A 22,230-nucleotide genomic window follows, 5' to 3' on the forward strand; every position below is an offset into this window, starting at 1 on the left:
TGCCAAGGCCCATTGCCGCACTCCGCCCTATTTTTTCCGCTCTCGATTCCCGGTCGTTGATGATTCACCCTCGTACTCTCAAGATTCTGGTGGTCGTGCTGTTGCTGCACGCGGGCGTGCTGATGCTGATTCAGCTTGGCCTGATCAAGTCGCCACTGAGCAAGGAGGAGCCGCCTGAGCTGCAGGTCAACCTCATCCCCGCCACGCCAGAGCCCATCAAGCAGCCGGAGCCGCCCAAGCAGCAGCCGGTCAAACAGGAAGCGCCCAAGCAGGTGAACATCGTCAAGCCGGTGGCGCAACCCAAGCCGACACCGATGCCGACGCCCAACCTGCCGCCGTCGGACAACGCACCCGTGGCGCCGGCCACGCCGCCTGCACCACCCGCGCCGCCCGCAGAACCCGCACCGGCCCCGGCGCCCAGTGGCCCGATCAGCGTGGGCATCAACGATATCCAGTGCAGCGATCCGCAGCCCGTGTATCCGTCGATGTCGCAAAAGATGGGCGAGGAAGGCCGCGCCATGGTCAAACTCTCCATCGGTGTTGCAGGTGAGGTCACCAACGTGGCGCTCACGTCGTCTTCCGGTTCACCGCGTCTGGACCGTGCCGCCACTGAAGCGGCCCGCTCCATCAAGTGCACCCCGTACAAGCAGAACGGCCATGCCGTGCCCGTTGTGGCAAGCAAGCCGTATGTCTTCAAGCTCGATAATTAATCCGATCCGTCTCTCGCTCAATTCAGGACACTCATCATGCAGGAACTCGGTCTTTCCCATCTCTGGACACAAGGCGATATCGTCGCGCGCGGCACGGCCATTCTGCTGCTGATCATGTCGCTCGCCTCGTGGATCGTCATCCTCACCAAGGCGTGGGACATCGTGCGCCTGAAAGGCATGGCGCAAGGCGCCGAAAAGCGCTTCTGGCACTCCGACGACTTCGACCACGCCATGCAGACGCTCGGCAGTCCCAAGGACAACCCGTTCTACGCACTCGCGCAAACCGGCCGCGAAGCCGCGCAGCACCACCGCGCCAGCCAGCCGCAACTGCACGATGTGATGGACATCTCTGACTGGCTGACGCGTTCGCTCAAGAGCGCCATTGATGAGTCGGTCGGCCAGATGCAATCGGGCCTGGCTGTGCTGGCCTCGGTGGGTTCGACGGCACCGTTCGTGGGCCTGTTCGGTACGGTGTGGGGCATCTATCACGCCCTGCTGGGTATCGGCGCATCGGGCGTGCCGACCATCGACAAGGTGGCGGGCCCCGTTGGCGAATCGCTCATCATGACGGCCTTCGGTCTGGCCGTGGCCATTCCGGCCGTGCTGGGCTACAACGCGCTCACGCGTGGCAACAAGTCCATCATCGCCAAGCTCAACCGCTTCGCGCATGACCTGCACGCCTACTTCGTGACCGGCGCGCGCCTGCGTCCGGGTGCCTCGCGCGACGATGCCAGCGTCCGTCTGGCCTCGGTCAAGCAGCAGTAAGGAGAGCCAAGATGGCCTTCGGTACCTTCGACAACGATGACGAGGTGATGAATGAGATCAATATGACGCCGCTGGTCGACGTCATGCTGGTGCTGCTCATCATCTTCATCATCACCATTCCTGTGATCAACCACGCGGTGAAGATCGACCTGCCGCGCGCATCGAACAAACCCGACGACGCCAAGCCGCAAAGCGTGAATGTCGAGATCAACGCGCAAGGTCAGGCGTTCTGGAACAACCAGCCGGTGGATGAAGCCACGCTGCAGGCCAACATTGCACAGGCCGCGCAACAGCAGCCGCAACCGGAGATGCACCTGCGTGCGGATCGCAACGTCCGCTACGAGCGTGTCGCTCAGGTCATGGCGGCCATCCAGCGTGGCGGCCTGGCGCGCATCGGCTTCGTGACGGAGCCTGAGCGCAACTAAGGCAGCTGACGCAACATCCCGCCACACCGGCTCGAACCCCCGTCTTTGCACGGGGGTTTGTCATTTCTGGCTCCTCCCATTTGCAAAGGAGCGGCGCTGGCGGTACTTTTGCGGCCATCCCCGCAATCAGAAGGATCCTACATGGCAAGCTCTCCCGCCCCTGCCGACATCGCGCCGCCGCGCACCACCCTGGTTCCACAGGTCGTTGTGCCATCGCTGGTCGTACTGGTCCTGCTGCTCGTGTTGTGCACCGTACAGCCCGAGCTGGCCGACCGCGCCTTCGGCGTCGCACAACGCTGGGTCACAGGGCACTTCGACTGGTTCTACATGCTGGCGGTCACGGGCTTCCTGGTGTTCTTGATCGTCGTGGCGGCCAGCCGGTTCGGCGACATCCGCCTGGGCCCCGACGAGGCCGAACCCGAGTTCAGTTTCGTCTCCTGGACGGCGATGCTCTTCGCAGCCGGCATGGGCATCGGGCTGATGTACTTCGGCGTTGGCGAACCGATGCAGCACTACCTGCAACCGCCGACCGTCGCACCGCAGACCGCCCTCGCCGCGCGCGAAGCGATGCTCTCCACCTTCTTCCACTGGGGCCTGCACGCCTGGGCCATCTACGGTGTGATGGGCCTGGCGCTGGCGTACTTCGCGTTCCGCTACAACCTGCCGCTCACCATGCGCTCGGGCCTGTATCCCATCCTGCGTGAGCGCATCAACGGCGTGCTGGGCCACGGGGTGGATGCCTTCGCCCTGATCGGCACGATCGCCGGCATTGCCACCACGCTCGGCTACGGCGTGCTGCAACTCGGTGCGGGCTTGCATCAGGTGGCGGGGTGGCAAACCGATTCCGACACCTTCCGCGTGGGCCTCATCTGCGTGGTGGTGCTGCTGGCCGGCGCGTCGGCCGCGTCGGGGCTCGGCAACGGCGTGCGCCGGCTCTCGGAGCTGAACCTGACGCTGGCCTTCCTGCTGCTAGCCTTCGTCATCATTGCCGGCCCGACAGTGTTCCTGCTGCAAGCTTTCAGCGAGAACGTCGGCAACTACCTATCGAACCTGGTCAACCTGTCGTTCCGCACCTTTGCCTATACGCCACCCAACGCGTCCGGCTGGTTCAGTGGCTGGACGATTCTCTATTGGGCATGGTGGGTATCGTGGTCGCCGTTCGTCGGCATGTTCATTGCGCGCATCTCGCGCGGGCGCACGTTGCGGCAGTTCGTGATCGGCGTGCTGATCGTGCCGACCGCGTTCAACCTGCTGTGGATGACCGCCTTCGGCAACAGCGCGATCTGGCTCGACACCCATCAGGCAGCCGGCGATCTCGCCCGCACCGCAGGCAATGTCGATGCCCTGCTCTTCCACTTCTTCGATTACTTTCCCGGCACTACGGCACTGTCGTGGCTGGCCATCGTGCTGATCGCCGTGTTCTTTGTGACCTCGGCCGATTCCGGCGCGTTCGTGATCGACACGATCGCCTCGCGTGGCGCCGTGCATTCACCGGTGTGGCAACGGCTGTTCTGGGCGGTCGTGCTCGGGGCAACGGCCGCCATCCTGATGCTGGCCGGCGGCCTCAAGGCCTTGCAGGCGATGACGCTGATTGCTGCCCTGCCGGTCGCGATCATCATGCTGCTGCTCTGCTATGGCCTGTGGCGTGGCATGTCGGCTGACCGCGCGCACTACTCGCGCGAACTGGCTCCCGCCACATCCTTCTGGAGCGGTCAGCGCTGGCGCCAGCGTCTTGCGCAGATGGTGAACCCGTCCACCGAGGCCGACGTGCGCGCCTTTCTCGCCACGCATGTGCGGCCCGCCATGAACGACGTGGTGACGGAACTGAGCCGGCGCGGTATCGAGGCGCACGTGCTCGAAGCCGAAGACAGCGTGCGCCTGGTCATCCCCGATCCATCGGACCGCGATTTCGTCTACGGCGTGCGCAGCGCGAGCAAAGCACTCCCCGTCGCGACACCAAGCCAGGCAGCGGCCCCCGACCACGCGCTCACCCACGAGCCCGTGACCTTCTTCGAAGATGGTCGCGAGGGCTACGACATCGAGTACCTGCGCGGCGAAGAGATCATCGCCGACATCCTGCGCCACTACGAGCGCTACCGCGCCCAACGCACAGACGAGCGTACGACCCTCCTGCGCGAAGCGCCGGGTCATACCTGACACGCAACCGGGCCACGTGCCCGGTTTCTTTTTTCAGGGCTGGCGGGCAGCCATCAGCACATCGTCAGATGCTGCTTGTAATGATAACGATTCTCATTTAGACTGCTTGGCATTCGCTGGAATCCCTTGCCAGTCAACGCTTTTCCGCCAGCCAGGACCTTCACCATGAATGCTGCCGAACACCAAGATGCAGGACGCACCGTGACCCGCCGTCGCCACGTCATCGTGGCCCGTCAGCGCCCGGCTGGCCTCAATGCCGCACCGGCCACCGCGCCTGCCGCAGCACCAGCCGTTGAGGCCACCCCCGCAACCATCGGTGATACGCGGGTCATGACTTCCGAACAATTGTTTGCCGGCCAGAGCGCTGTCGCCATCCGCCACAACGGTGCGATCTACACGCTGCGCGTCACGCGCTTCGGCAAGCTGATCCTGACCAAGTAACACGCGGCACGTACTGACTTTTGTGGGGACGTCTCTCTCAGGAGACATTCGGCAGTAGCCAGCCATCGTCACTTCGCGTTGGCAGACACCAGACCCGTCTGCCGGACGACTGCCAGCCAAGCCGTTCTTTCCCGCCAGCTCCCATCCAGGCGAGCGCCCAAAGAAAAAGGGCGCGACCTGCGCCGCGCCCTTCTCTTTCGATTCGCGTCTTCGCGATCGGCAACTCAGCAGATCACGTGCACGGCGGCAATGCCCGCCTTGGCGATCTGCACATCTTCCGCCGACTTCACACCCGACACACCGACTGCACCGGCGCACACGCCTTCCACCAGCACGGGCACACCGCCTTCGAGCATGCCTTGCAGATGCGGCGCCGACAGGAACGAGATGCGGCCATTGTTGATGATATCTTCGTAGACCTTCGATTCACGGCGGCCCAGCGCAGCCGTACGAGCCTTCTCCGGTGCGATGTACGACGAGATGGTGGCGCAGCCGTCCATGCGGCGCAGGCCCATCAGATGGCCGCCATCGTCAACCACGGCAATTGTCACGGCCCACTGGTGCGCGCGTGCTTCCTTCTCGGCGGCATCCAGGATCTTGGTGACATCGTCCTGGCACAGGCAGGGCTTGGTTTTCATGACGCGTTCTCCTTGGTTGTGGTGATGCAAGTGTGCGAAGGCTGCGGGTTGCTGGCAGTGGGCTCGCATAGGGCGAAAGTATGCCATTTGCCTGCGTCGCTGCTATAGCGCGATCCTGTCTACCTGATGCAAATGAGCCGATACATCTCGTGTCTCCAGTATCGTCGCGCATGCGCCGCGCGCCAGTTCTTCTTGCCGACCTTGGCACGCGGTGCACGCGCCGAAGATGCACAAAGAAAAAGCCCGGGAATAGCCCGGGCCTGATGTTGCGATGCGACAGTGCACCATGCCATCGCGTCCTGATTGCCGATCGCCGCGGCGACTTCGGTGCACGAATTTGCTGGCACTCGCAAAGAAAAAGGCTCCTGAAGGAGCCTTATGTGTGCGATGTGCGACTTAGCGCCAGCGACGCCAGTGATAGCCATCGTAGTAGCGATAGCGCGGACCCCAGCGATACCAGCCCGGGCCCACTACGACAGGCGGCGGGCCGTAGTACACGGGTGCCGGTGCGCCATAGTAGACCGGCGGCGGGGGCGGGTAGTACGCCGGCGGCGGGGGCGGATAATAGACCGGAGCCGGCGCCACATACACGGGTGCAACCGGCACACCAATCCCAATGCCGACGCTTACGTGCGCCGACGCCATCTGCGGCACCGCCAGCACGGCCAGTGCGGCTGCACCTGCAATCAACAGCCCATTACGTCGAATCATTGTCATCACCTACTGCTTAAGGGCACCCGGTCAGAACTGCACCAGCGCCGATTACGGTATCTGTATTGTATTCAGGGCCTTAGACACAGGTGATACGGTGCTGACGATTTAGTAACAGAACGTAACGCCACAAGACCACCACCACGTCTTGTCATGCCGGGCTGCAATCGAACTGACCCGCAGTGATCATCGCTTCTGCATAGGCCCGCGCAACTTCAAGTGCGGTGCCTGCATTCGAATAGGTGTTGATCGATTCGCGCACAGTGGTACGCGGCAACAGGATTTCACCGTCGCTCACGCGCAGGATGCTGACTTCTGCGCGCCAGGCGTTGGGGGAAATTTCATAGGCAGAGACTTCGATCTTGCAATCGCCTCGGAAGGTCATACTTCCTCCGGTTCGCGTTGAGGGATCGGGCTGCGCGCATCAATGCACGAACAGCCACATCAACAGCAACACGAACGCGGGAAGGCCCAGGAACCATGCAACCAGGTAGGGCACGATCACCTCCTTCATGTTGATGGACATGTAGGAAGTGTAGAAATCGGCGCCTGGCGCGCGTATCGAAGCCTGCCCGCAACGCCCTGTAGGACTGCGCCGAAATCCATGTCGGCCCACTGCCGACGAACCTCCCCCGTGTGGAGGCGTACTCAATGTGCGGTGTCGTTCTTGTCGGTTACGCCACTTGCTTCGGATACGGCTGCCTCTGCGGCTTCAGCAGCGGCCACCTCCAGCCCGACCGTTGCCTTGAGAAACTTCACGGCCACCTCGGCGCCCGGCGGCGCAGCGTCGGCCAGGTTCTCTGCGACGAAGCCCCATTGACGACGCACTTCGTCACCATGACGTTGCAGCGCGCGCGTGATGCCGTTCTGCGTCTGCACACCGATCTCGATGAAGTTGCGCGTATAGCCGGAGACACGTTCGCCGGCAGGCTGCAGAAACCGCGCCTGCGCGCCGAACCACTGCCCGGCATCCTGCGCGCCGGCCGCCTCGTGCAGGCACTGCTCCGTCTCTCCAAAGCCGGCCTTGAGTGCCTGGAGATTCAGCCCGATCAGGCGGTTGACGCCGTCAACAGCTTCTTCCGTAACGGCCAGCCACGCCTCGATTTGCGATCGGTGCAGGATGCCGAGTTGCTCCAGAGTCATCATGTCGCTATCTCCCTTGGGGATCGTGAGAATGGTGGATGAATGGATCCGGCGCGTGCCGACACGGCCGGGCGTTTCAGTGTAGCCATCGGTCAAGCCTATTTCTGTGACATCCCCGTTTGTCCTACAGGTCTTTCGGACAACGTCGCCTGGGCACGAAAACCACACGCTGTAAGCTGCAACGGTGGCATTGCGCCACTCGTCAATGCCGGTGGACGACCCCTGCACCGGCCGACCAACAGAGGGATCGACACCATGAATAAAGATCAAGTGAAGGGCCGTCTGCAAGAAGCGAAAGGCAAGATCAAGGAAGTGGCCGGCAAGGTGACCGGCGATGAAAAAACGCAGCTCAAGGGCAACATCGAAAAGAACATCGGCAAGGCTCGCGCCACCATGGGCGATGTTCGTGAAGAGGTGAAGAAAACGCTGGACCGTTAGCAACACGCAAGAAAGGGCGGAACTTCCGCGCCGGAATCCGCGTTGCATGTGTGGGAATCGGCTGACACCGTTTTCAGGCATCGGCCACTGCACATGGCACCCTGCGCGGCCTTTAATACGGGCATACGAACGACAAAAGGAGTGTGCTATGCGTGCCTTCGTATCCTTGTTACTGGCGGCCGCGCTGGCATCCGTCAGCGGATGCGCGGACATGACGCCCAAGCAGCGCAACACCGCGTTGGGCGCGGCCGCAGGTGGCGTCGCCGGGGCAGCCATCTGGGGCGGCCCGGGCGCAACGCTGGGTGGCGCGGCACTGGGTGGCGTGATCGGTAACGCCGCCACCAAGTAATCCGCCTCATCCGCAGCGTTCATGCGCTGCAAGGCAGGGGCCAGACAGTGTTGTCTGGCCCTTTTTGCTATCTGAGCGCGGTCCGCGCCATCGCACATTCCCCGCATACGCACATGCCGACGCAAGCGCATAATCAGCGTTTTGCAACGGAGGCGATGTGCGATACGAGCAACAGGGCTTTGGCGTGAGTAGCACACCGATCCTGAGCGTCGAAGGCTTGCGCAAGCGCTATGGCGATCAAATGGTCGTCGACAACCTGAGTTTTTCCGTACGGCGCGGCCAGTGCTTCGGCCTGCTGGGCCCCAACGGCGCCGGCAAGACCACCACGCTGCGCATGCTGCTTGGCATGACGATGCCCGATGCGGGCGCGATGCAGCTGTGCGGCGAGGCGGTTCCCGAGTTTGCGCACCGTGCACGCATGCGTGTAGGCGTGGTGCCGCAGTTCGACAACCTCGACCCCGATTTCACCGTCTCGGAAAACCTGCGCATCTTCGGCCGCTACTTTGGCCTGTCCTCCGCGGCCATCCGCGAGCGCATCCCTGCCCTGCTGGAATTCGCGCGGCTTGAACAAAAAGCCGATGCGCCGGTACGTGCGCTCTCCGGTGGCATGAAGCGCCGGTTGACCGTGGCGCGCGCACTCATCAACGACCCGGACATCCTCGTGATGGACGAGCCCACTACCGGGCTCGATCCACAAGCCCGCCACCTGATCTGGGAGCGCCTGCGTTCACTGCTGGCCGGTGGCAAGACCATCCTGCTGACCACGCACTTCATGGAAGAGGCCGAGCGCCTGTGCGACGAACTCTGCGTGATCGACAACGGCCGCAAGATCGCGCAAGGCAAGCCGCACGAACTCATCGCACGCGAGATCGGCTGCGACGTGGTGGAAGTCTACGGCGACGATCTCTCCGCCCTGCGCACGTTGCTCGAGCCCCTTGCCGAGCGCGTAGAAACCAGCGGCGAAACCCTCTTCTGCTACGCCCGCGATCCGCAGCCGCTGGTGGCCGCCCTGCGCACGCAGACCGAAACGCACACCATGCCCGGCCTGCGCTACCTGCATCGCCCCGCCAATCTTGAAGACGTGTTCCTGCGTCTGACGGGCCGCGAGATGCGGGATTGATGCGGCGTGACTAATGCGGCGTGATTAATGCAGCGCGATTGAACGAGCCCCCCATGTCCAACGAAGCCACCCTTACCGCAGCCCCGCAACAGGCCTATCCGCAATCGCTGCGGCCGCTCAATTTTCGGAACTGGCAGACCATCTGGCTGCGCAACTTCATGGTCTGGCGCAAGCTTGCCATTCCGTCGCTCGCCGGCAATCTGGCCGATCCGATGATCTACCTGTTTGGTCTCGGGCTCGGCCTGGGCCTGCTGGTCGGGCATATCGACGGTGTGTCGTACATCGCGTTCCTGGCTGCCGGCACCGTGGCTTCCAGCACGATGATGTCAGCGAGCTTCGAAGCGATGTACTCGGCGTTCTCGCGCATGCACGTGCAGCGCACGTGGGAAGCCATCCTCTATGCGCCGCTCACCCTGGGTGACGTGGTGCTCGGTGAGCTGATCTGGGCGGCCAGCAAGTCCGTGCTCTCGGGTCTGGCGATCATGCTGGTGGCGGGCGTTCTCGGCTATGCATCGATGCCGCAGGCGTTGCTCGCCTTGCCTGTCATCGTGCTCACGGGTTTCACATTTGCCTGCCTGGCGATGAACATGACGGCGCTCGCGCCCAACTACGATTTCTTCATGTTCTATCAGACGCTGGTGATCACGCCGATGATGCTGCTCTCGGGCGTGTTCTTCCCGCTGTCGCAACTGCCGGCACCCGTGCGCGCGATCACGAACGTGCTGCCGCTACCGCACGCGGTGGAGCTGATCCGCCCGCTGATGCTGGGCCGCACACCGGACAACGTTCTGCTGCACCTGGGTGTGCTGCTGCTCTACGCCGCTGTCGCGCTCGTGCTGTGCCTGTGGCTGCTGCGCCGTCGCATGCTGAAGTAATGCGGCAGACCAAGCACCCAACAAAAAGCCCGTCTTCGTAAGACGGGCTTTTTGCTTGCGGCGACTGCGGTGCGGTCGCTTATTCGTTCACAGCGGAACGTTGCAGGTGCAGTTGCGTACGCGGATCATCGTTCTGCGCGTTGTCGCGATCGGCATTGGTGGCCGAGTTGTTGCGCGCGGTCTCCAGACGATCGAGATACGCCTCGTCGATGTCGCCCGTCACGTACTTGCCGTCAAAGCACGACGCGTCGAAGTCCTTGAGCGCCGGGTTGACGTCGCGCACGGCGCGCTTCATGTCTTCCACGTCCTGGTACACGAGTTGATCGGCGCCGATGATCTTGGCGATCTCTTCATGCGTGCGGCCGTAGGCGACCAATTCGCCGCGCGTCGGCATGTCGATACCGTACACGTTCGGGAACTTCACCGGCGGCGCAGCCGAAGCGAAGATCACCTTCTTCGCGCCCGCATCACGTGCCATCTGCACGATTTCCGACGACGTCGTACCGCGCACGATGGAGTCGTCGACGATCAGGACGTTCTTGCCCTTGAACTCGATCGCCATGGCGTTGAGTTTCTGGCGCACCGACTTCTTGCGCACCGCCTGGCCCGGCATGATGAAGGTGCGGCCCACGTAGCGGTTCTTGAAAAAGCCCTCGCGGTACGGCACGCCCAGGTGGTTGGCCACCTGCATGGCAGCCGGACGCGACGAATCCGGAATCGGCATCACCACGTCGATCGGGTCGGTTACCTCGCGCTTGATCTTCTCGGCCAAGTAGTCGCCCATGCGCAGACGCGCGTCGTACACCGACACGCCATCCATACGCGAGTCCGGACGCGCCAAGTACACGTACTCAAAAATGCACGGCGACAGCACCGGGTTCTCGGCACATTGCTTGGTGTGCAGCTTGCCTTCGAGGTCGATGAAGATCGCTTCGCCGGGCGCCACGTCGCGCTCGAACTTGAAGCCGATGCCCTCCAGCGCCACCGATTCCGAGGCGACCATGTATTCGATGTTGCCGTCCGCCGTTTCCTGGCTGCCCAGCGCCAGCGGGCGAATGCCGAACGGATCACGCACGGCCAGCACGCCGTAGCCGGAGATCTCGGCTGCGATGGCGTACGAGCCGCGCACGCGGCGGTGCAAACCTTCCACGGCGGTGAAGATGGAATCACGATCCAGCGGGATGTCGTTGCTGGCGCGCTGCAGTTCGTCGGCCAGCACGTTGAGCAGCACTTCCGAATCCGACTGCGTGTTGATGTGACGACGATCGCGTCGGAACATCTCTTCGCGCAGCTGATCGGAGTTGGTCAGGTTGCCGTTATGCGCCAGCACGATGCCGAACGGCGCATTGACGTAGAACGGCTGGGCCTCTTCTTCACTGGAAGAGCCAGCGGTCGGATAACGCACCTGGCCGATGCCGCTCGTGCCCGGCAGGCCGCGCATGTTGCGCGTGCGGAACACGTCACGCACCATGCCATTGGCCTTGTGCATATGGAAGGTGTTGCCAGCCGCAGTGGCAATGCCAGCCGCATCCTGCCCCCGGTGTTGCAGAAGCAGCAGGCTGTCATAGATCAGCTGATTGACCGGCGTGGAGGAAACCACGCCAACGATACCGCACATGTCGATCTCCAGCGAGAACGTATTGGTGGCGCCCGCACCCGTTGCCGGCACCGAAAAAAACTTCCCAGATCGTCTAGCTGGTGGCCAGACGCTCCGAATCAATAGTGAACATACTTCGCGACGTCAGGCGGCAGCAGCGGCTTGGCAGCACGCGCAGCTTCCTCCGCATACGGCCGGCTGATCGCATCGCGCCAGAACGGTTGCTCGGGCAGGCTGGTAAAGCCCGCCACCGTCATCAGCACGAGGATGATCACGCCACCGCGTGCCAGCCCAAACACCATCCCCAGGCCGCGATCCGCCGGCTTGAGCCCGGCGCTTGCCAATGCCGCCGAGAGCAGCGCCCCCACCAGCGACGTCGCAATCACCGTCACGATAAACAGTAGGACGAAACCGAGAATGGTGCGCGCCACCGGTCCACCCGGCAGCGACTCTGGCATCCAGCCTGCGGCTACCCCCGAAAACGTATACGCCACCCACGCGGCAAACAACCATCCAAGCAGCGCCAGCACTTCGCGAATCAGTCCGCGAAACAACCCGATCAGCGCAGACGTGACGACGATGAACAGCACACCATAGTCAAAGAAAGTCGGTTGCATCGGGCAGCGGCTTGGATTGACTTTGACTGAGGGTGGCGTGACAGGTCAGTGAATCTGGCGAGTGCACGTGATCCAGCATCGTTATTGCTGCACAAGCTTGGGCGTCAGGCCAATCTGCTCGGCGCGCTTCTGCGCAGCTTCCGCTGCGGCACGATCGCTGAATGGACCTGCACGCAACAGCGCCAGATCGCCCTTCTCGGGCACCTTCTTGTGTTCGATATAGCCGGGGATCTTCTCAGCCTTGAGCTTACTCAACCAGTTGCGCGCGCGGTCTTCAGATGCAAACGCGCCAATCAGCAGGACGAACTTGTTACCGCTGGCATCTGCACTGGGCGCGGCGGCCTGCGGCGCTGGCTGAGCCGGTTTGGCGGCGGGCTTGGCATCTGCGGGCGGCGTCAGGCTGGCGACCGTCTTGGGTGGTGTCGGCTGGGCCGACGGCGTGTTCTGTGCGGGTGCAGGCGAGCTGGGTGACGGTGTGTCAGCAGAAGCAACCACCTCTTCGCCCTGATCCAACGCTTGCGGTTGATCTGCCGACGAGCCCGGTGCACGCGGTGCAGAACGACGGCTGGCCACCTTGGGTTCATCGGAAGATGCCTTGGCGCCTCGGTCGATCGGTTGATCCTGAATCTGCACGGCCACCGCATCGGTCACGGGGCGCGGCTTGGCGTCGAACACCAGCGGCAACACCACCACGGCAGCGCCCACCAGCACCACCGCGCCGATCAACCGGCGACGGGCGCGCTGCTTTTGCGGGAGTTCGGGGTCGAGGCCATCGTCGTCATCGTCCACACGGCGAGAAGCGCGGCTACGGGAGTTCGACGATGCGCGGGACGATGTGCGCGATTCATGGACCGCATCGCGGGCCACATCGGCGGCACTGCCAGCGGCGCCGCGCGAGCGTTCGCCTTCAGCGTTCTTGCGGGAGGAGAAAATGGAAAACAGTCCCATGGATTGCGCTCGGTTTGGCTCTCAGACGATGCATGCGAGGGCAGCGCCGACGCCCGGTCGTCCTGTGACCCGGCGCTGCCCAATGTTGGCAATGCGCTTGGCTAGTGCGCGCGATTCTTGCGCTCTGCAAGCACACCAGCAACGGTGAAGAACGATCCGAAGACCACGATTCTATCATCCTCAGTCGCGCGCTCCATGGCGTTGCGATAGGCTGTGGCGGGATCGCTGAATGTGCTGACACTCGATTCCTTGCCCGGCTGGAAGCCGGCGTCCGTCAATGCCTGCTCCAGGCGCGCGGCGCTGGCCGCACGCGGCGTCGGCAGATCGGTCAGGCACCAATGGTCAACCTTGTCGAGCATGTGACCGAGCACCCCCGCAATGTCCTTGTCCTGCATGGCGCCGAACACCGCGTAGGTGTAGCGGAAGAAGCCCATGTTCTCGAGATTCTGACCAAGCGCAGCCGCCGCGTGCGGGTTATGCGCCACATCCAAAATCACCGCAGGGCGGCCCGCCATGACCTGGAAGCGGCCCGGCAACGCCACCTGCGACAACCCCAGGCGCACGTCCTGCGCCGAAATGGGCAACCGGTCGCGTACCGACTCCAGCGCCGCCAGCGCCGCCGAAGCATTCAGCAACTGATTCGCACCGCGCAGCGCCGGATAGCCGAGGCTCGGCCAGCGCCGCCCCCGTCCGCTGAAACCCCACTGCTGCTTGTCGCCCTGGAAGTTGAAATCGCGGCCGATCAACCAAAGGTCAGCACCAACGGCCTCGGCTTGCTTGACCAGCGAAATCGGCGGCACCGGATCGGAACAGATTGCCGGCTTGCCTGGGCGGAAGATCCCCGCCTTCTCAAAGCCGATCGCCTCGCGCGTGTCGCCCAGGTAGGCCATGTGGTCCAGGTCGACGCTGGTGATGATGGCGCAGTCCGTGTCGATGATATTGACCGCGTCCAGCCGACCGCCCAGCCCGACCTCAAGGATGACCGCATCCAGCCCGGCGTTGGCAAACAGATGCATGATCGCCAGCGTGGTGAACTCGAAGTACGTCAGGCTGACCGGCTCCGGGAAGCTGCAGCGCGCGCGTTCAACGGCCTCGAAATGCGGCAGCAGCATCGCGTCGGTGGCGATTTCACCGTTCACGCGGGCGCGTTCGTTGAAATCGATCAGGTGCGGCGACGTGTGGCAACCGACCTTGTAGCCGGCGGCCAGCAGCATCGCCTCCAGCATCGAACAGGTCGAACCTTTGCCATTGGTCCCGCCAACCGTAAAGACGACGGATTTGAACTCCAGACCCAGCGCGTCACGCACGCAGCTGATGCGGGCCAGGCCCATGTCGATGCCGACCGGGTGCGCGGTTTCCAGGTGGGCCAGCCAATCGGGAAGGTTATCGAATGTAGGCATGCGAACGATGTGTGGCGCGGCCGGGGTGGCGTTGAGGCAAACCTGCCGCGCAAAAACAAGAAGCGCGGACTCTCGCCCGCGCTTCGGTTCAACAGGTGTGATGCATCAGGCCAGTGCGTCGGCCGGTTGCTTCTGCAAGAGCGCCAGCAGCTCGGCAATCTCGCGGCGCATGTTGCGGCGGTCGACGATCATGTCGATGGCGCCCTTCTGCAGCAGGAACTCGGCACGCTGGAAGCCTTCCGGCAGCTTCTCGCGCACAGTCTGCTCGATCACGCGCGGGCCGGCAAAGCCGATCATTGCCTTGGGTTCAGCGATCACCACATCGCCCATGAAGGCGAAGCTGGCGGACACGCCGCCCGTGGTCGGATCGGTCAGCACGCTGATGAACGGCAGCTTGGCCTCGGCCAGCTTCTGGATCATCGCCGTGGTCTTGGCCATCTGCATGAGCGACAGCAAGCTTTCCTGCATACGCGCGCCACCCGACGCCGTCACGCAGATGAACGGCACCTTCTGCTCCAGCGCCATCTGCGCGCCGCGTGCAAAGCGCTCACCCACCACCGAGCCCATCGAGCCGGTCATGAACTCAAACTCGAAGCAGGCCACCACCACTGGCAGCGCATGGATGGCACCACCCAGCACGACCATCGCATCGGTCTCGCCGGAGTTGTCCATGGCGGCCTTGATGCGGTCAGGGTATTTCTTGCTGTCCTTGAACTTGAGCGGATCGACCGGGAGGATCTCCTGGCCCAGCTCATAGCGGCCTTCTGCGTCCAGCAGCGCATCCAGGCGAGCACGCGCGCCGATGCGCATGTGGTGATCGCACTTCGGGCAAACGTGCAGATTGGCTTCGATATCGGTACGGTACAGCACCGACTCGCAAGCCGGGCATTTGATCCAGAGGCCTTCCGGAATGCCCTTGCGTTGCGACGGATCGGTCTGTTGGATCTTGGGCGGAAGCAGTTTGTCCAGCCAGCTCATGCGTGCTCCTTGAATGCGCTCGCGCGAAGAATGTGACTCAGGCGTCCAGCGCCTGGCGAATCTCCGCGATGAAATCAGTCAAGTATTGTACCGCTTGTTCGCGCGGAGCCTCTTCAAGCAATTGCACAATGCGGGATCCGATGACCACGGCATCGGCAACGCCACCGATGGCACGTGCAGTTGCCGCATCACGGATGCCGAAGCCGACGCCCACTGGCAGCCGCGCATGCTGGCGAATCTGCGGGATGCGTGCAGCCACGGCATCCAGATCGATGGTCGCCGCGCCGGTCACACCCTTGAGCGAGACGTAGTAGATGTAGCCGCTGGCCACGCGGGCGATCTGCGCAATACGCGCCTCGGTGGAGGTGGGTGCCAGCAGGAAGATCGGATCGATCCCGACGGCCTTCATGGCTTTGGCAAAGTCGTCACACTCCTCAGGTGGGTAATCGACTACCAGCACGCCGTCCACGCCCGCTTCAGACGCAGCCTTGGCGAAGGCGTCAACGCCCATGCGCTCGATCGGATTGGCATAGCCCATCAACACCACGGGCGTCGTGGCATCCGTAGCGCGGAACGTGCGCACGTATTCCAGCACCGTACGCAGGCCCACCTTCTGGGCCAATGCGCGTTCAGACGCTCGTTGAATAACCGGGCCGTCGGCCATCGGGTCAGAAAACGGTACACCCAGTTCGATGACGTTGGCGCCGCCCTTCACCAGCGCGTGCATGAGGTCAACGGTCATCTCGGGGTACGGATCGCCCGCCGTGATGAACGGAATCAGGCCCTTGCGGCCCTGCGCGGACAGTTGCGAAAAAGTTTGAGCGATGCGGGACATAGGGGGATTGGTTTGTCAGGCGACCTTGATGGTCTCAGGCGCCTCAGAATCAGTCGGTTGGGCGTTCGAGGCTGCGGCATGCACAGCGGCCACACGCTCACGCGCCACACGGCAATAGTCGGCGTTGATCTCGAAGCCGGCGAACCGGCGGCCAAGGCGCGCGCTCGCAGCAGCCGTGGTGCCGCTACCCAGGAACGGGTCCAGCACCAGGCCGCCCGGCGGGCAACTTGCCAGGATCATGCGCTCCACCAGTTCCAGCGGCTTTTGCGTCGGATGTTCGGCGCGCTCCGGATCCTGCCGGTGCAGGCGCGACACGCTCCACACGTCCTTCGGGTTGTAGCCGACTTCCAGCCACTTCTTACCCTCGAAACGCTTGCGGCTGCGCGCTTTCTTGGTCTCTGCGTCGTACGGAATGCGTACGGCGTCGACATCAAAGTAGTAATCGCGCGAAGCGGCAAAGAAGCCGATGTTGTCGTGCACCGACGAGAACTTGCGCGTGCTGCCGCCCATGCTGGGCACGCGGCGATCCCAGATGATCTCGTTGACCATCGTCAGACGCCGCTTGAGCATCACGAACAGTTCCGGCGCGTATTGCCACGTGCAGAACAGGTAGAGCGAGCCGTTGCGCGCCAGCTTGGGAACCACCGCATCGATCCAGCGCTCGGACCAGGCGAGGTACGCATCGCCCGACAGCTTGTCGGAGTCGTTGCCGTAGTCCTTGCCCAGCCCGTACGGCGGATCGGCGATGACAAGGTCCACACTGCCGTCGGCCAGATGCCCGACCCCGGTGATGCAGTCCTCGTTGAAGATGCCGTCGATGGCGCGCTCGGTCATGCGGGTGCCAGTGCCGTTAGAGTGTGATGCCGGAGAATTCGGCGACGGTGTGCATGTCCTTGTCGCCGCGGCCCGACAGGTTCACCAGCAGGATCTTGTCCTTCGGCAGCGTCGGCGCCAGCTTGCACGCATAGGCCAGCGCGTGGCTCGATTCCAGCGCGGGGATGATGCCCTCCATGCGGCACAGATCGTGGAAGGCTTGCAGCGCCTCCTTGTCGGTGATGGGGACGTATTCCGCGCGGTGCGCATCCTTCAACCAGGCGTGCTCAGGGCCGACGCCCGGATAGTCCAGCCCCGCCGAAATCGAATGCGTCTCGATGATCTGGCCGTCGTCGTCCTGCAGCAGATACGTACGGTTGCCATGCAGCACGCCCGGCGAACCACCCGTAAGCGATGCCGCGTGACGCCCCGTCTCGATGCCCTCACCCGCAGCCTCCACGCCAATCAGCTTCACGTCGGCATGGTCGATGTACGGATAGAAGATGCCCATGGCGTTTGAGCCACCGCCCACGCAAGCGATCACGGCATCCGGCTGGCGGCCGATCATCTCGGGCATCTGCACCTTGCACTCTTCGCCGATCACGGCCTGGAAGTCGCGCACCATCATCGGATACGGGTGCGGACCCGCCACCGTGCCGATGATGTAGAAGGTGTCGGCCACGTTGGTCACCCAGTCGCGCATCGCTTCGTTCAGCGCGTCCTTGAGCGTGCGCGAGCCCGACTCCACCGGCACCACGGTCGCGCCCAGCAGCTTCATCCGGTAGACGTTGGCGGCCTGGCGGCGCACGTCTTCGCTGCCCATGTAGACGACGCATTCCATGCCGTAACGCGCCGCGATGGTGGCCGTCGCCACGCCGTGCTGGCCAGCGCCGGTCTCGGCAATCACGCGCGGCTTGCCCATGCGGCGCGCCAGCAATGCCTGGCCGATGACGTTGTTCACCTTGTGCGCGCCGGTGTGGTTCAGGTCTTCGCGCTTGAGGTAAATCTGCGCGCCGCCGCAGTGCTCAGTCAGGCGGGCTGCATGATAGATGGGCGACGGACGGCCGACGAAATGCTTCAGCTCGTACTCGTATTCCTTGATGAATTCGGGATCGTGCTGGTAGCGCGCATAGGCATCGCGCAGTTCATCCAGCGCGTGGGACAGCGTTTCAGCAACGAAGGTGCCGCCGTAGGGGCCAAAATGGCCGTGGGCGTCAGGCAGGTTATACATGGCGATCTCTCGGGACGTCCGCCGAAGACACATGGGTCCAAGTCAGCGGAGAAATTCAGGAAGGTGCGAACCGCGAGGGACCTGCCAGATTGGCTCAGGCTTGCACCGATGCGCCCAGGGCGGCATCGGCCTCGCGGACCGCACGCACGAATGCAGTCATGCGGGCGTGGTCTTTCACGCCCCGTGCGGCCTCGATCCCGCTGCTGACATCAACAGCGTAGGGCCGCACGCGCTCAATCGCGCCAGCGACGTTTTGCGCGCTCAACCCACCACTCAAAACGAGCCGAGGAGCGGCGCTTGTTGGCAAGGATGGCGATTGCGGGAGCCATTGCGGGGGAATCAGGGTCCAGTCGAAGACGTGGCCGCCACCGCCATATCCCTCAACAAATGCGTCGAGCAGCAGGCCTTGGGCAGCGGCAAACCGATCGGCAAATTCTACCAAATCAGCCCCGGGCTGAACACGCAGGGCACGCAACCAGGGCAGCCCGACCTTACCGGCAATTTCGGCGCACAGCTCCGGCGGCTCATCGCCGTGAAACTGGAGCAACGTGAGCGGCACTTGGTCGAGCACACGGGCGATGTCGTCTGCGCTCGCATTGACGAACAGCCCTGTCACCGTGACGAAGGGACCTGCGCGGCGGGCCAACGCAGCCGCAAGTTCAGTGGCGACGTAGCGCGGGCTGGGCGGATAGAACACCAGCCCGATGGCATCAGCACCCAGCGCGACGGCGTGGTCGACGTCGGCGGGCTGGGTCAGGCCACACAGCTTGATGCGGGTGCGATGAAGCGACATGGAGGAAGCGGAGTTCACGGCCCGGCGTGCTCATCGAACACGCCGCGAAACAAACTGGAGGAAGCCGGAGATGCCGGCAGCGAGAAGGCATCAGGATAGCCGACCTCGGCCAGATACAGACCATCGGGCATGAAGGTGGGCGCGGCGGCCACACGGCTACGGGCGGCCAACACATCGGCAATCCACGATGCCGGCTGACGGCCGCGACCGATCGCCACAAGGCAGCCCATGATGTTGCGCACCATGTGATGCAGGAAGGCGCTGCCGCGGATGCGCACGAACACCCACTCGCCCTCGCCTCGCACCTCTATTGAATACATCGACTTCACCGGCGACTTCGCCTGGCATTCCGCTGCACGGAAAGAAGAGAAATCGTGCTCGCCGACCAGCGCTTGGGCGGCCTCGTGCATGGCTGCCACGTCAAGCGACTTGCCGGGCGGCAGCATGACGTAGCCTGCTTTGCCTTCGAGCAGCGGCGCGCGCGTGGGCCCGAAGGTCAGCGCGTAGTAGTAAGTGCGGCGATGCGCAGAGAAGCGCGCGTGGAAGTCTTCCGACATCTCCTGCGCCCAGCGCACTGCCACGGTCGATGGCAGAAAGGCGTTGGTGCCACGCACCCACGAGAACGGATCGCGTACGAGGTCGGTGTCGAGGTGCACAACCTGTCCCAGTGCGTGCACGCCAGCGTCGGTGCGGCCTGCGACGGTCGTCTGCAGTGGCACGCCGGCAAACTGGCGCAATGCCGCCTCCAGCATGTCTTGCACGGTATTGCCGTGTGGCTGCGATTGCCACCCCGAAAACGCGGCACCGTCGTACTGGATGCCGAGCGCGATGCGCGTCATGCCTTGTGAATCCTCTGCGGAAAGAAAAACGCCGGCAGGATACCACCCTGCCGGCGCTGATGAAGCTTGAGCTTAACTGCGTTGTATCGACTGGCGCTCAGCCGATCTGACGCATCAGGGCCTGTGCCTCGGCGTGGAACGACGGATCGCCCAGGTCCAGCACTTCCTGCAGCAGTTCGCGAGCACCTTCCTTGTCGCCGATCTCGATATAGGCCTTGGCCAAGTCGAACTTGATCTGCAGATCGCGCACGCCATCGGCACCATGCTCGCCGGACAGCGTGTGCGGCAGGTTGGTGTCCAGGCGGATGGCCGATTGCGGCTCATCGTTGGCAACATGTTCATGCTCCGCGTGATGCGGGTCGGCATCGAAGTGCATCGGCGCCTGCGACAGATCCGCCGGCTGAGCCCAGGCCGGCAGGCTTTCTTCAGCCACGGCAGCCGGAGCAGCCGGTGCCGCGTCGGTTGCCGGCGGCGTCGGGTTCAGATCCAGCGACAGGTCCGACAGGTCCATGTGCATCGGCGGCGCAGACACCGGCTGGTAAGCCTCACCAGCGTGTGCGTTGAACTGCGGCAGATCGACTTCCGGCTCAGCGTGCGGCTTGAACACCTCGGCAGCGTCAGCCGATGCGGTGATCGGATCGCCAGCAGCCGGAGCCGGGAACGACTCCAGCGGCAGGTCCAGATCGGCCAATTGCGGGGCCTTGGTCGACGGCGCAGACGGGTCCAGATCCGGGGACAACGTAGTCCAGTCGTCGCCGCGGCGGGTGGTTTCACCTGTCACGGTCGGCTTGAAGGCTTCGGCGGCAGCGACTGCACCGACGCCTGCCAGAGCGGCCGCACCGGCAGCAGCGGCACCTGCATGGCTGTGCTCGACAGGCGCTTCGGCGCCAGGATGATGTCCATCCCCTTGCACCGTCAGGTACAGCGGATTGGCGGGATCAAATTTGCGACCCATCGCAGCGGCCTCGGCCCATTCCGGCGAGGCGGCGCCGACTTGCGCCAGCATTTCTTCTGCAATGGTCTGGAAGCCGTGTGCGTCCTGACGATTTGCGTAAATTTCCATCAACTTCAAACGAATAGCTTGGCGGTCCGGATGTTGTTCCAGCGCCTCGCGCAAAATTTCCTCGGCCTGCACATCGCGACCGTAGGCGATATAGACATCCGCTTCGGCAATCGGATCGACTTCGTTGCTCTCGTTGCTGCCGCCAATACGGAAATCCGCACCGAACACGCTGTGCTGCGAGGTATCGACACTTTGACCGCCGGCCGCGCCGAACAGCGAGTTCGCACCCGCCATTACAGTGCTTTCCTGCGACAACAGGCTGTCCTGGAAGCCATGTGCCTGCTCAGGCTTCTGCTGACGGCGACGATACACCGCCAATCCACCCAGCAGCGCGACCACGACACCACCCAGGCCCAGCGCCATCGGGTTGCCCAGCAGCGATGAGAAGAACGACTCCTCTGCGATCGGCGGCTGCGGAGCCACGACGACCGGTGCCTTCTTCGGCACAGCAGCAGGTGCCGACGCTGCCGCAACCGGTGCGCTGGCCGCCGCCTGCGGCGCCGAGGCCGTAGCCACCGGTGCAGACGCTGCTGCGGCAGTTGCCGAAGCAGCAGGTGCTGCAGGTGCAGTTTCCGCCGGAGCGGTAGCGACTGCTTGGGCGGCCTGTTGAGCCGGTGCCGACGTGGACGATGCCGCTGCAGCCGCCGGAGCAGGTGCGTTGGCAGCCGCCACAGCAGGTGCCGCCGTTGCCGGCGCCGCGCCCGCAGCAGGCTTGGCTGCACTGGCGGCCTTTGCCAACTCGGCGTTTTTCAGTTCCACCAGACGTTGCATGTCGGAGAGGTTCTTCTCCAACTGGGCAACGCGCGATTCCATATCCTTGAGCGCACGCTCCTTGGCAACGAGTTCTTCGTCACGCGCAGCAGCGTTGGCTTTGCCGGTGCGATCGGCCTTCGACAGGCGCAGCTCGTCACGACCGCTGGCCGCCGGCGTTGCTTGATCCTGCACACGGGCCGACACGCTGCCGCTTTGCTGGCGAGCCGAATCGGTATCGGTGGCGGCATTGGCTTCAGCGGCGGTTGCTAGGCGATTGCGATAGCCAGCAAAGCCAGAGGTCTGCGCGACCACCTCGCGGCGCGCTTCACGCGGCGAGACCTTCTGCGCATCAGCCTGCGACGGCACCTTCAGCACGGAACCGGTACGCAGGCGGTTGATATTGCCGCCAATGAAGGCATTGGGGTTGTTGCGGTACATCGCCAGCAGCATCTGGTCGAGCGACACAGCGTCCTGGCCTTGCGAGGCCGTCGACGCGATGTCGTAGAGGCTGTCGCCGCGCTGCACGGTATACGAACCGCCCGGCGTAGCATCCGGCGCCGAAGCAGCAGGCGCAGCCTGTTGCGGGCGCGC

At 63.7% G+C, this 22,230-nt stretch carries 24 protein-coding genes; 9 read left to right on the forward strand and 15 right to left on the reverse strand.

Annotated features, from left to right (window positions below; translation table 11 throughout):
• Positions 1–59 precede the first annotated feature (59 nt).
• The 5 genes from C404_RS42485 (at position 60) to hemP (ending at position 4,498) form a co-directional block, all read left to right on the forward strand.
• Positions 60–710 carry an energy transducer TonB gene (locus C404_RS42485; protein ID WP_021194888.1) on the forward strand — a complete coding sequence of 217 codons (651 nt, stop codon included), beginning with the start codon at positions 60–62 and terminating at the stop codon, positions 708–710.
• Positions 711–746: 36 nt separating this feature from the next.
• Positions 747–1,475, forward strand: a complete 729-nt coding sequence (locus C404_RS42490) for a MotA/TolQ/ExbB proton channel family protein (RefSeq protein WP_021194889.1) — start codon at positions 747–749, stop codon at positions 1,473–1,475.
• A gap of 11 nt (positions 1,476–1,486) precedes the next feature.
• Positions 1,487–1,900, forward strand: a complete 414-nt coding sequence (locus tag C404_RS42495) for an ExbD/TolR family protein (protein WP_021194890.1) — start codon at positions 1,487–1,489, stop codon at positions 1,898–1,900.
• A 141-nt stretch (positions 1,901–2,041) separates the two neighbouring features.
• Positions 2,042–4,057 carry a BCCT family transporter gene (locus C404_RS42500; protein WP_021194891.1) on the forward strand — a complete coding sequence of 672 codons (2,016 nt, stop codon included), beginning with the start codon at positions 2,042–2,044 and terminating at the stop codon, positions 4,055–4,057.
• 165 nt (positions 4,058–4,222) lie between these two features.
• Entirely contained in the window at positions 4,223–4,498 is a 276-nt protein-coding gene (hemP, locus tag C404_RS42505) for a hemin uptake protein HemP (protein WP_021194892.1), read from the forward strand.
• A gap of 224 nt (positions 4,499–4,722) precedes the next feature.
• Here the strand turns inward: hemP and C404_RS42510 are convergent, their stop codons facing one another.
• The 4 genes from C404_RS42510 to C404_RS42525 form a co-directional block, all read right to left on the reverse strand.
• On the reverse strand, positions 4,723–5,136 hold the full coding sequence (locus C404_RS42510; protein WP_021194893.1) for a GlcG/HbpS family heme-binding protein: 414 nt from the start codon (positions 5,134–5,136) through the stop codon (positions 4,723–4,725).
• A gap of 396 nt (positions 5,137–5,532) precedes the next feature.
• Positions 5,533–5,853, reverse strand: coding sequence for a hypothetical protein (locus C404_RS42515; RefSeq protein ID WP_021194894.1), 321 nt, complete (start codon positions 5,851–5,853; stop codon positions 5,533–5,535).
• Between the two features lie 145 nt (positions 5,854–5,998).
• Positions 5,999–6,232: a hypothetical protein gene (locus tag C404_RS42520; RefSeq protein WP_021194895.1), complete on the reverse strand. Its 234-nt coding sequence runs from the start codon at positions 6,230–6,232 to the stop codon at positions 5,999–6,001.
• Positions 6,233–6,495: 263 nt separating this feature from the next.
• A complete protein-coding gene (locus tag C404_RS42525; protein ID WP_021194897.1) occupies positions 6,496–6,993 on the reverse strand; it encodes a phasin family protein in 498 nt (165 codons plus the stop codon).
• A gap of 39 nt (positions 6,994–7,032) precedes the next feature.
• On the opposite strand from C404_RS42525, the gene C404_RS60915 reads away from it, so the two are divergent.
• The 4 genes from C404_RS60915 to C404_RS42545 all read left to right on the forward strand — a co-directional run bounded on the left by C404_RS60915 (position 7,033) and on the right by C404_RS42545 (position 9,772).
• Positions 7,033–7,428 (forward strand): CsbD family protein, encoded by a 396-nt coding sequence (locus tag C404_RS60915; RefSeq protein ID WP_306303180.1) that lies wholly within the window; start codon positions 7,033–7,035, stop codon positions 7,426–7,428.
• A 148-nt stretch (positions 7,429–7,576) separates the two neighbouring features.
• Complete coding sequence (locus C404_RS42535; RefSeq protein WP_021194899.1) at positions 7,577–7,777, forward strand: glycine zipper 2TM domain-containing protein; 201 nt, start codon at positions 7,577–7,579, stop codon at positions 7,775–7,777.
• A 157-nt stretch (positions 7,778–7,934) separates the two neighbouring features.
• The gene (nodI, locus tag C404_RS42540) at positions 7,935–8,897 is read left to right on the forward strand and encodes a nodulation factor ABC transporter ATP-binding protein NodI (protein WP_021194900.1); all 963 of its coding nucleotides are present in this window, start codon (positions 7,935–7,937) and stop codon (positions 8,895–8,897) included.
• A gap of 53 nt (positions 8,898–8,950) precedes the next feature.
• Positions 8,951–9,772 carry an ABC transporter permease gene (locus tag C404_RS42545; protein ID WP_021194901.1) on the forward strand — a complete coding sequence of 274 codons (822 nt, stop codon included), beginning with the start codon at positions 8,951–8,953 and terminating at the stop codon, positions 9,770–9,772.
• A gap of 79 nt (positions 9,773–9,851) precedes the next feature.
• Here C404_RS42545 and purF read toward each other — a convergent pair whose 3' ends face one another.
• From purF to C404_RS42600, 11 genes are all read right to left on the reverse strand, one after another.
• Positions 9,852–11,390, reverse strand: coding sequence for an amidophosphoribosyltransferase (purF, locus tag C404_RS42550; protein WP_031329357.1), 1,539 nt, complete (start codon positions 11,388–11,390; stop codon positions 9,852–9,854).
• A gap of 98 nt (positions 11,391–11,488) precedes the next feature.
• Positions 11,489–11,986, reverse strand: coding sequence for a CvpA family protein (locus tag C404_RS42555; RefSeq protein ID WP_021194903.1), 498 nt, complete (start codon positions 11,984–11,986; stop codon positions 11,489–11,491).
• An 81-nt stretch (positions 11,987–12,067) separates the two neighbouring features.
• The gene (locus C404_RS42560) at positions 12,068–12,934 is read right to left on the reverse strand and encodes an SPOR domain-containing protein (RefSeq protein ID WP_021194904.1); all 867 of its coding nucleotides are present in this window, start codon (positions 12,932–12,934) and stop codon (positions 12,068–12,070) included.
• 101 nt (positions 12,935–13,035) lie between these two features.
• On the reverse strand, positions 13,036–14,334 hold the full coding sequence (folC, locus tag C404_RS42565) for a bifunctional tetrahydrofolate synthase/dihydrofolate synthase (RefSeq protein WP_021194905.1): 1,299 nt from the start codon (positions 14,332–14,334) through the stop codon (positions 13,036–13,038).
• Between the two features lie 105 nt (positions 14,335–14,439).
• The gene (accD, locus tag C404_RS42570; RefSeq protein WP_021194906.1) at positions 14,440–15,312 is read right to left on the reverse strand and encodes an acetyl-CoA carboxylase, carboxyltransferase subunit beta; all 873 of its coding nucleotides are present in this window, start codon (positions 15,310–15,312) and stop codon (positions 14,440–14,442) included.
• A 37-nt stretch (positions 15,313–15,349) separates the two neighbouring features.
• Positions 15,350–16,147 (reverse strand): tryptophan synthase subunit alpha, encoded by a 798-nt coding sequence (trpA, locus tag C404_RS42575; protein WP_021194907.1) that lies wholly within the window; start codon positions 16,145–16,147, stop codon positions 15,350–15,352.
• Positions 16,148–16,162: 15 nt separating this feature from the next.
• On the reverse strand, positions 16,163–16,981 hold the full coding sequence (locus C404_RS42580; protein WP_021194908.1) for a DNA-methyltransferase: 819 nt from the start codon (positions 16,979–16,981) through the stop codon (positions 16,163–16,165).
• Positions 16,982–16,997: 16 nt separating this feature from the next.
• A complete protein-coding gene (gene trpB, locus C404_RS42585) occupies positions 16,998–18,191 on the reverse strand; it encodes a tryptophan synthase subunit beta (protein WP_021194909.1) in 1,194 nt (397 codons plus the stop codon).
• 94 nt (positions 18,192–18,285) lie between these two features.
• Positions 18,286–19,002: a phosphoribosylanthranilate isomerase gene (locus C404_RS42590; RefSeq protein ID WP_268744658.1), complete on the reverse strand. Its 717-nt coding sequence runs from the start codon at positions 19,000–19,002 to the stop codon at positions 18,286–18,288.
• Positions 18,999–19,823 (reverse strand): tRNA pseudouridine(38-40) synthase TruA, encoded by an 825-nt coding sequence (gene truA, locus C404_RS42595; RefSeq protein WP_021194911.1) that lies wholly within the window; start codon positions 19,821–19,823, stop codon positions 18,999–19,001. The genes C404_RS42590 and truA overlap by 4 nt, the downstream gene beginning before the upstream one ends.
• 97 nt (positions 19,824–19,920) lie before the next feature.
• The coding region (locus C404_RS42600) for a FimV/HubP family polar landmark protein (RefSeq protein WP_021194912.1) at positions 19,921–22,230 on the reverse strand (2,310 nt) is incomplete at its 5' end.

The organism is Ralstonia sp. AU12-08, from assembly GCF_000442475.1.
Taxonomy (GTDB): domain Bacteria; phylum Pseudomonadota; class Gammaproteobacteria; order Burkholderiales; family Burkholderiaceae; genus Ralstonia; species Ralstonia insidiosa.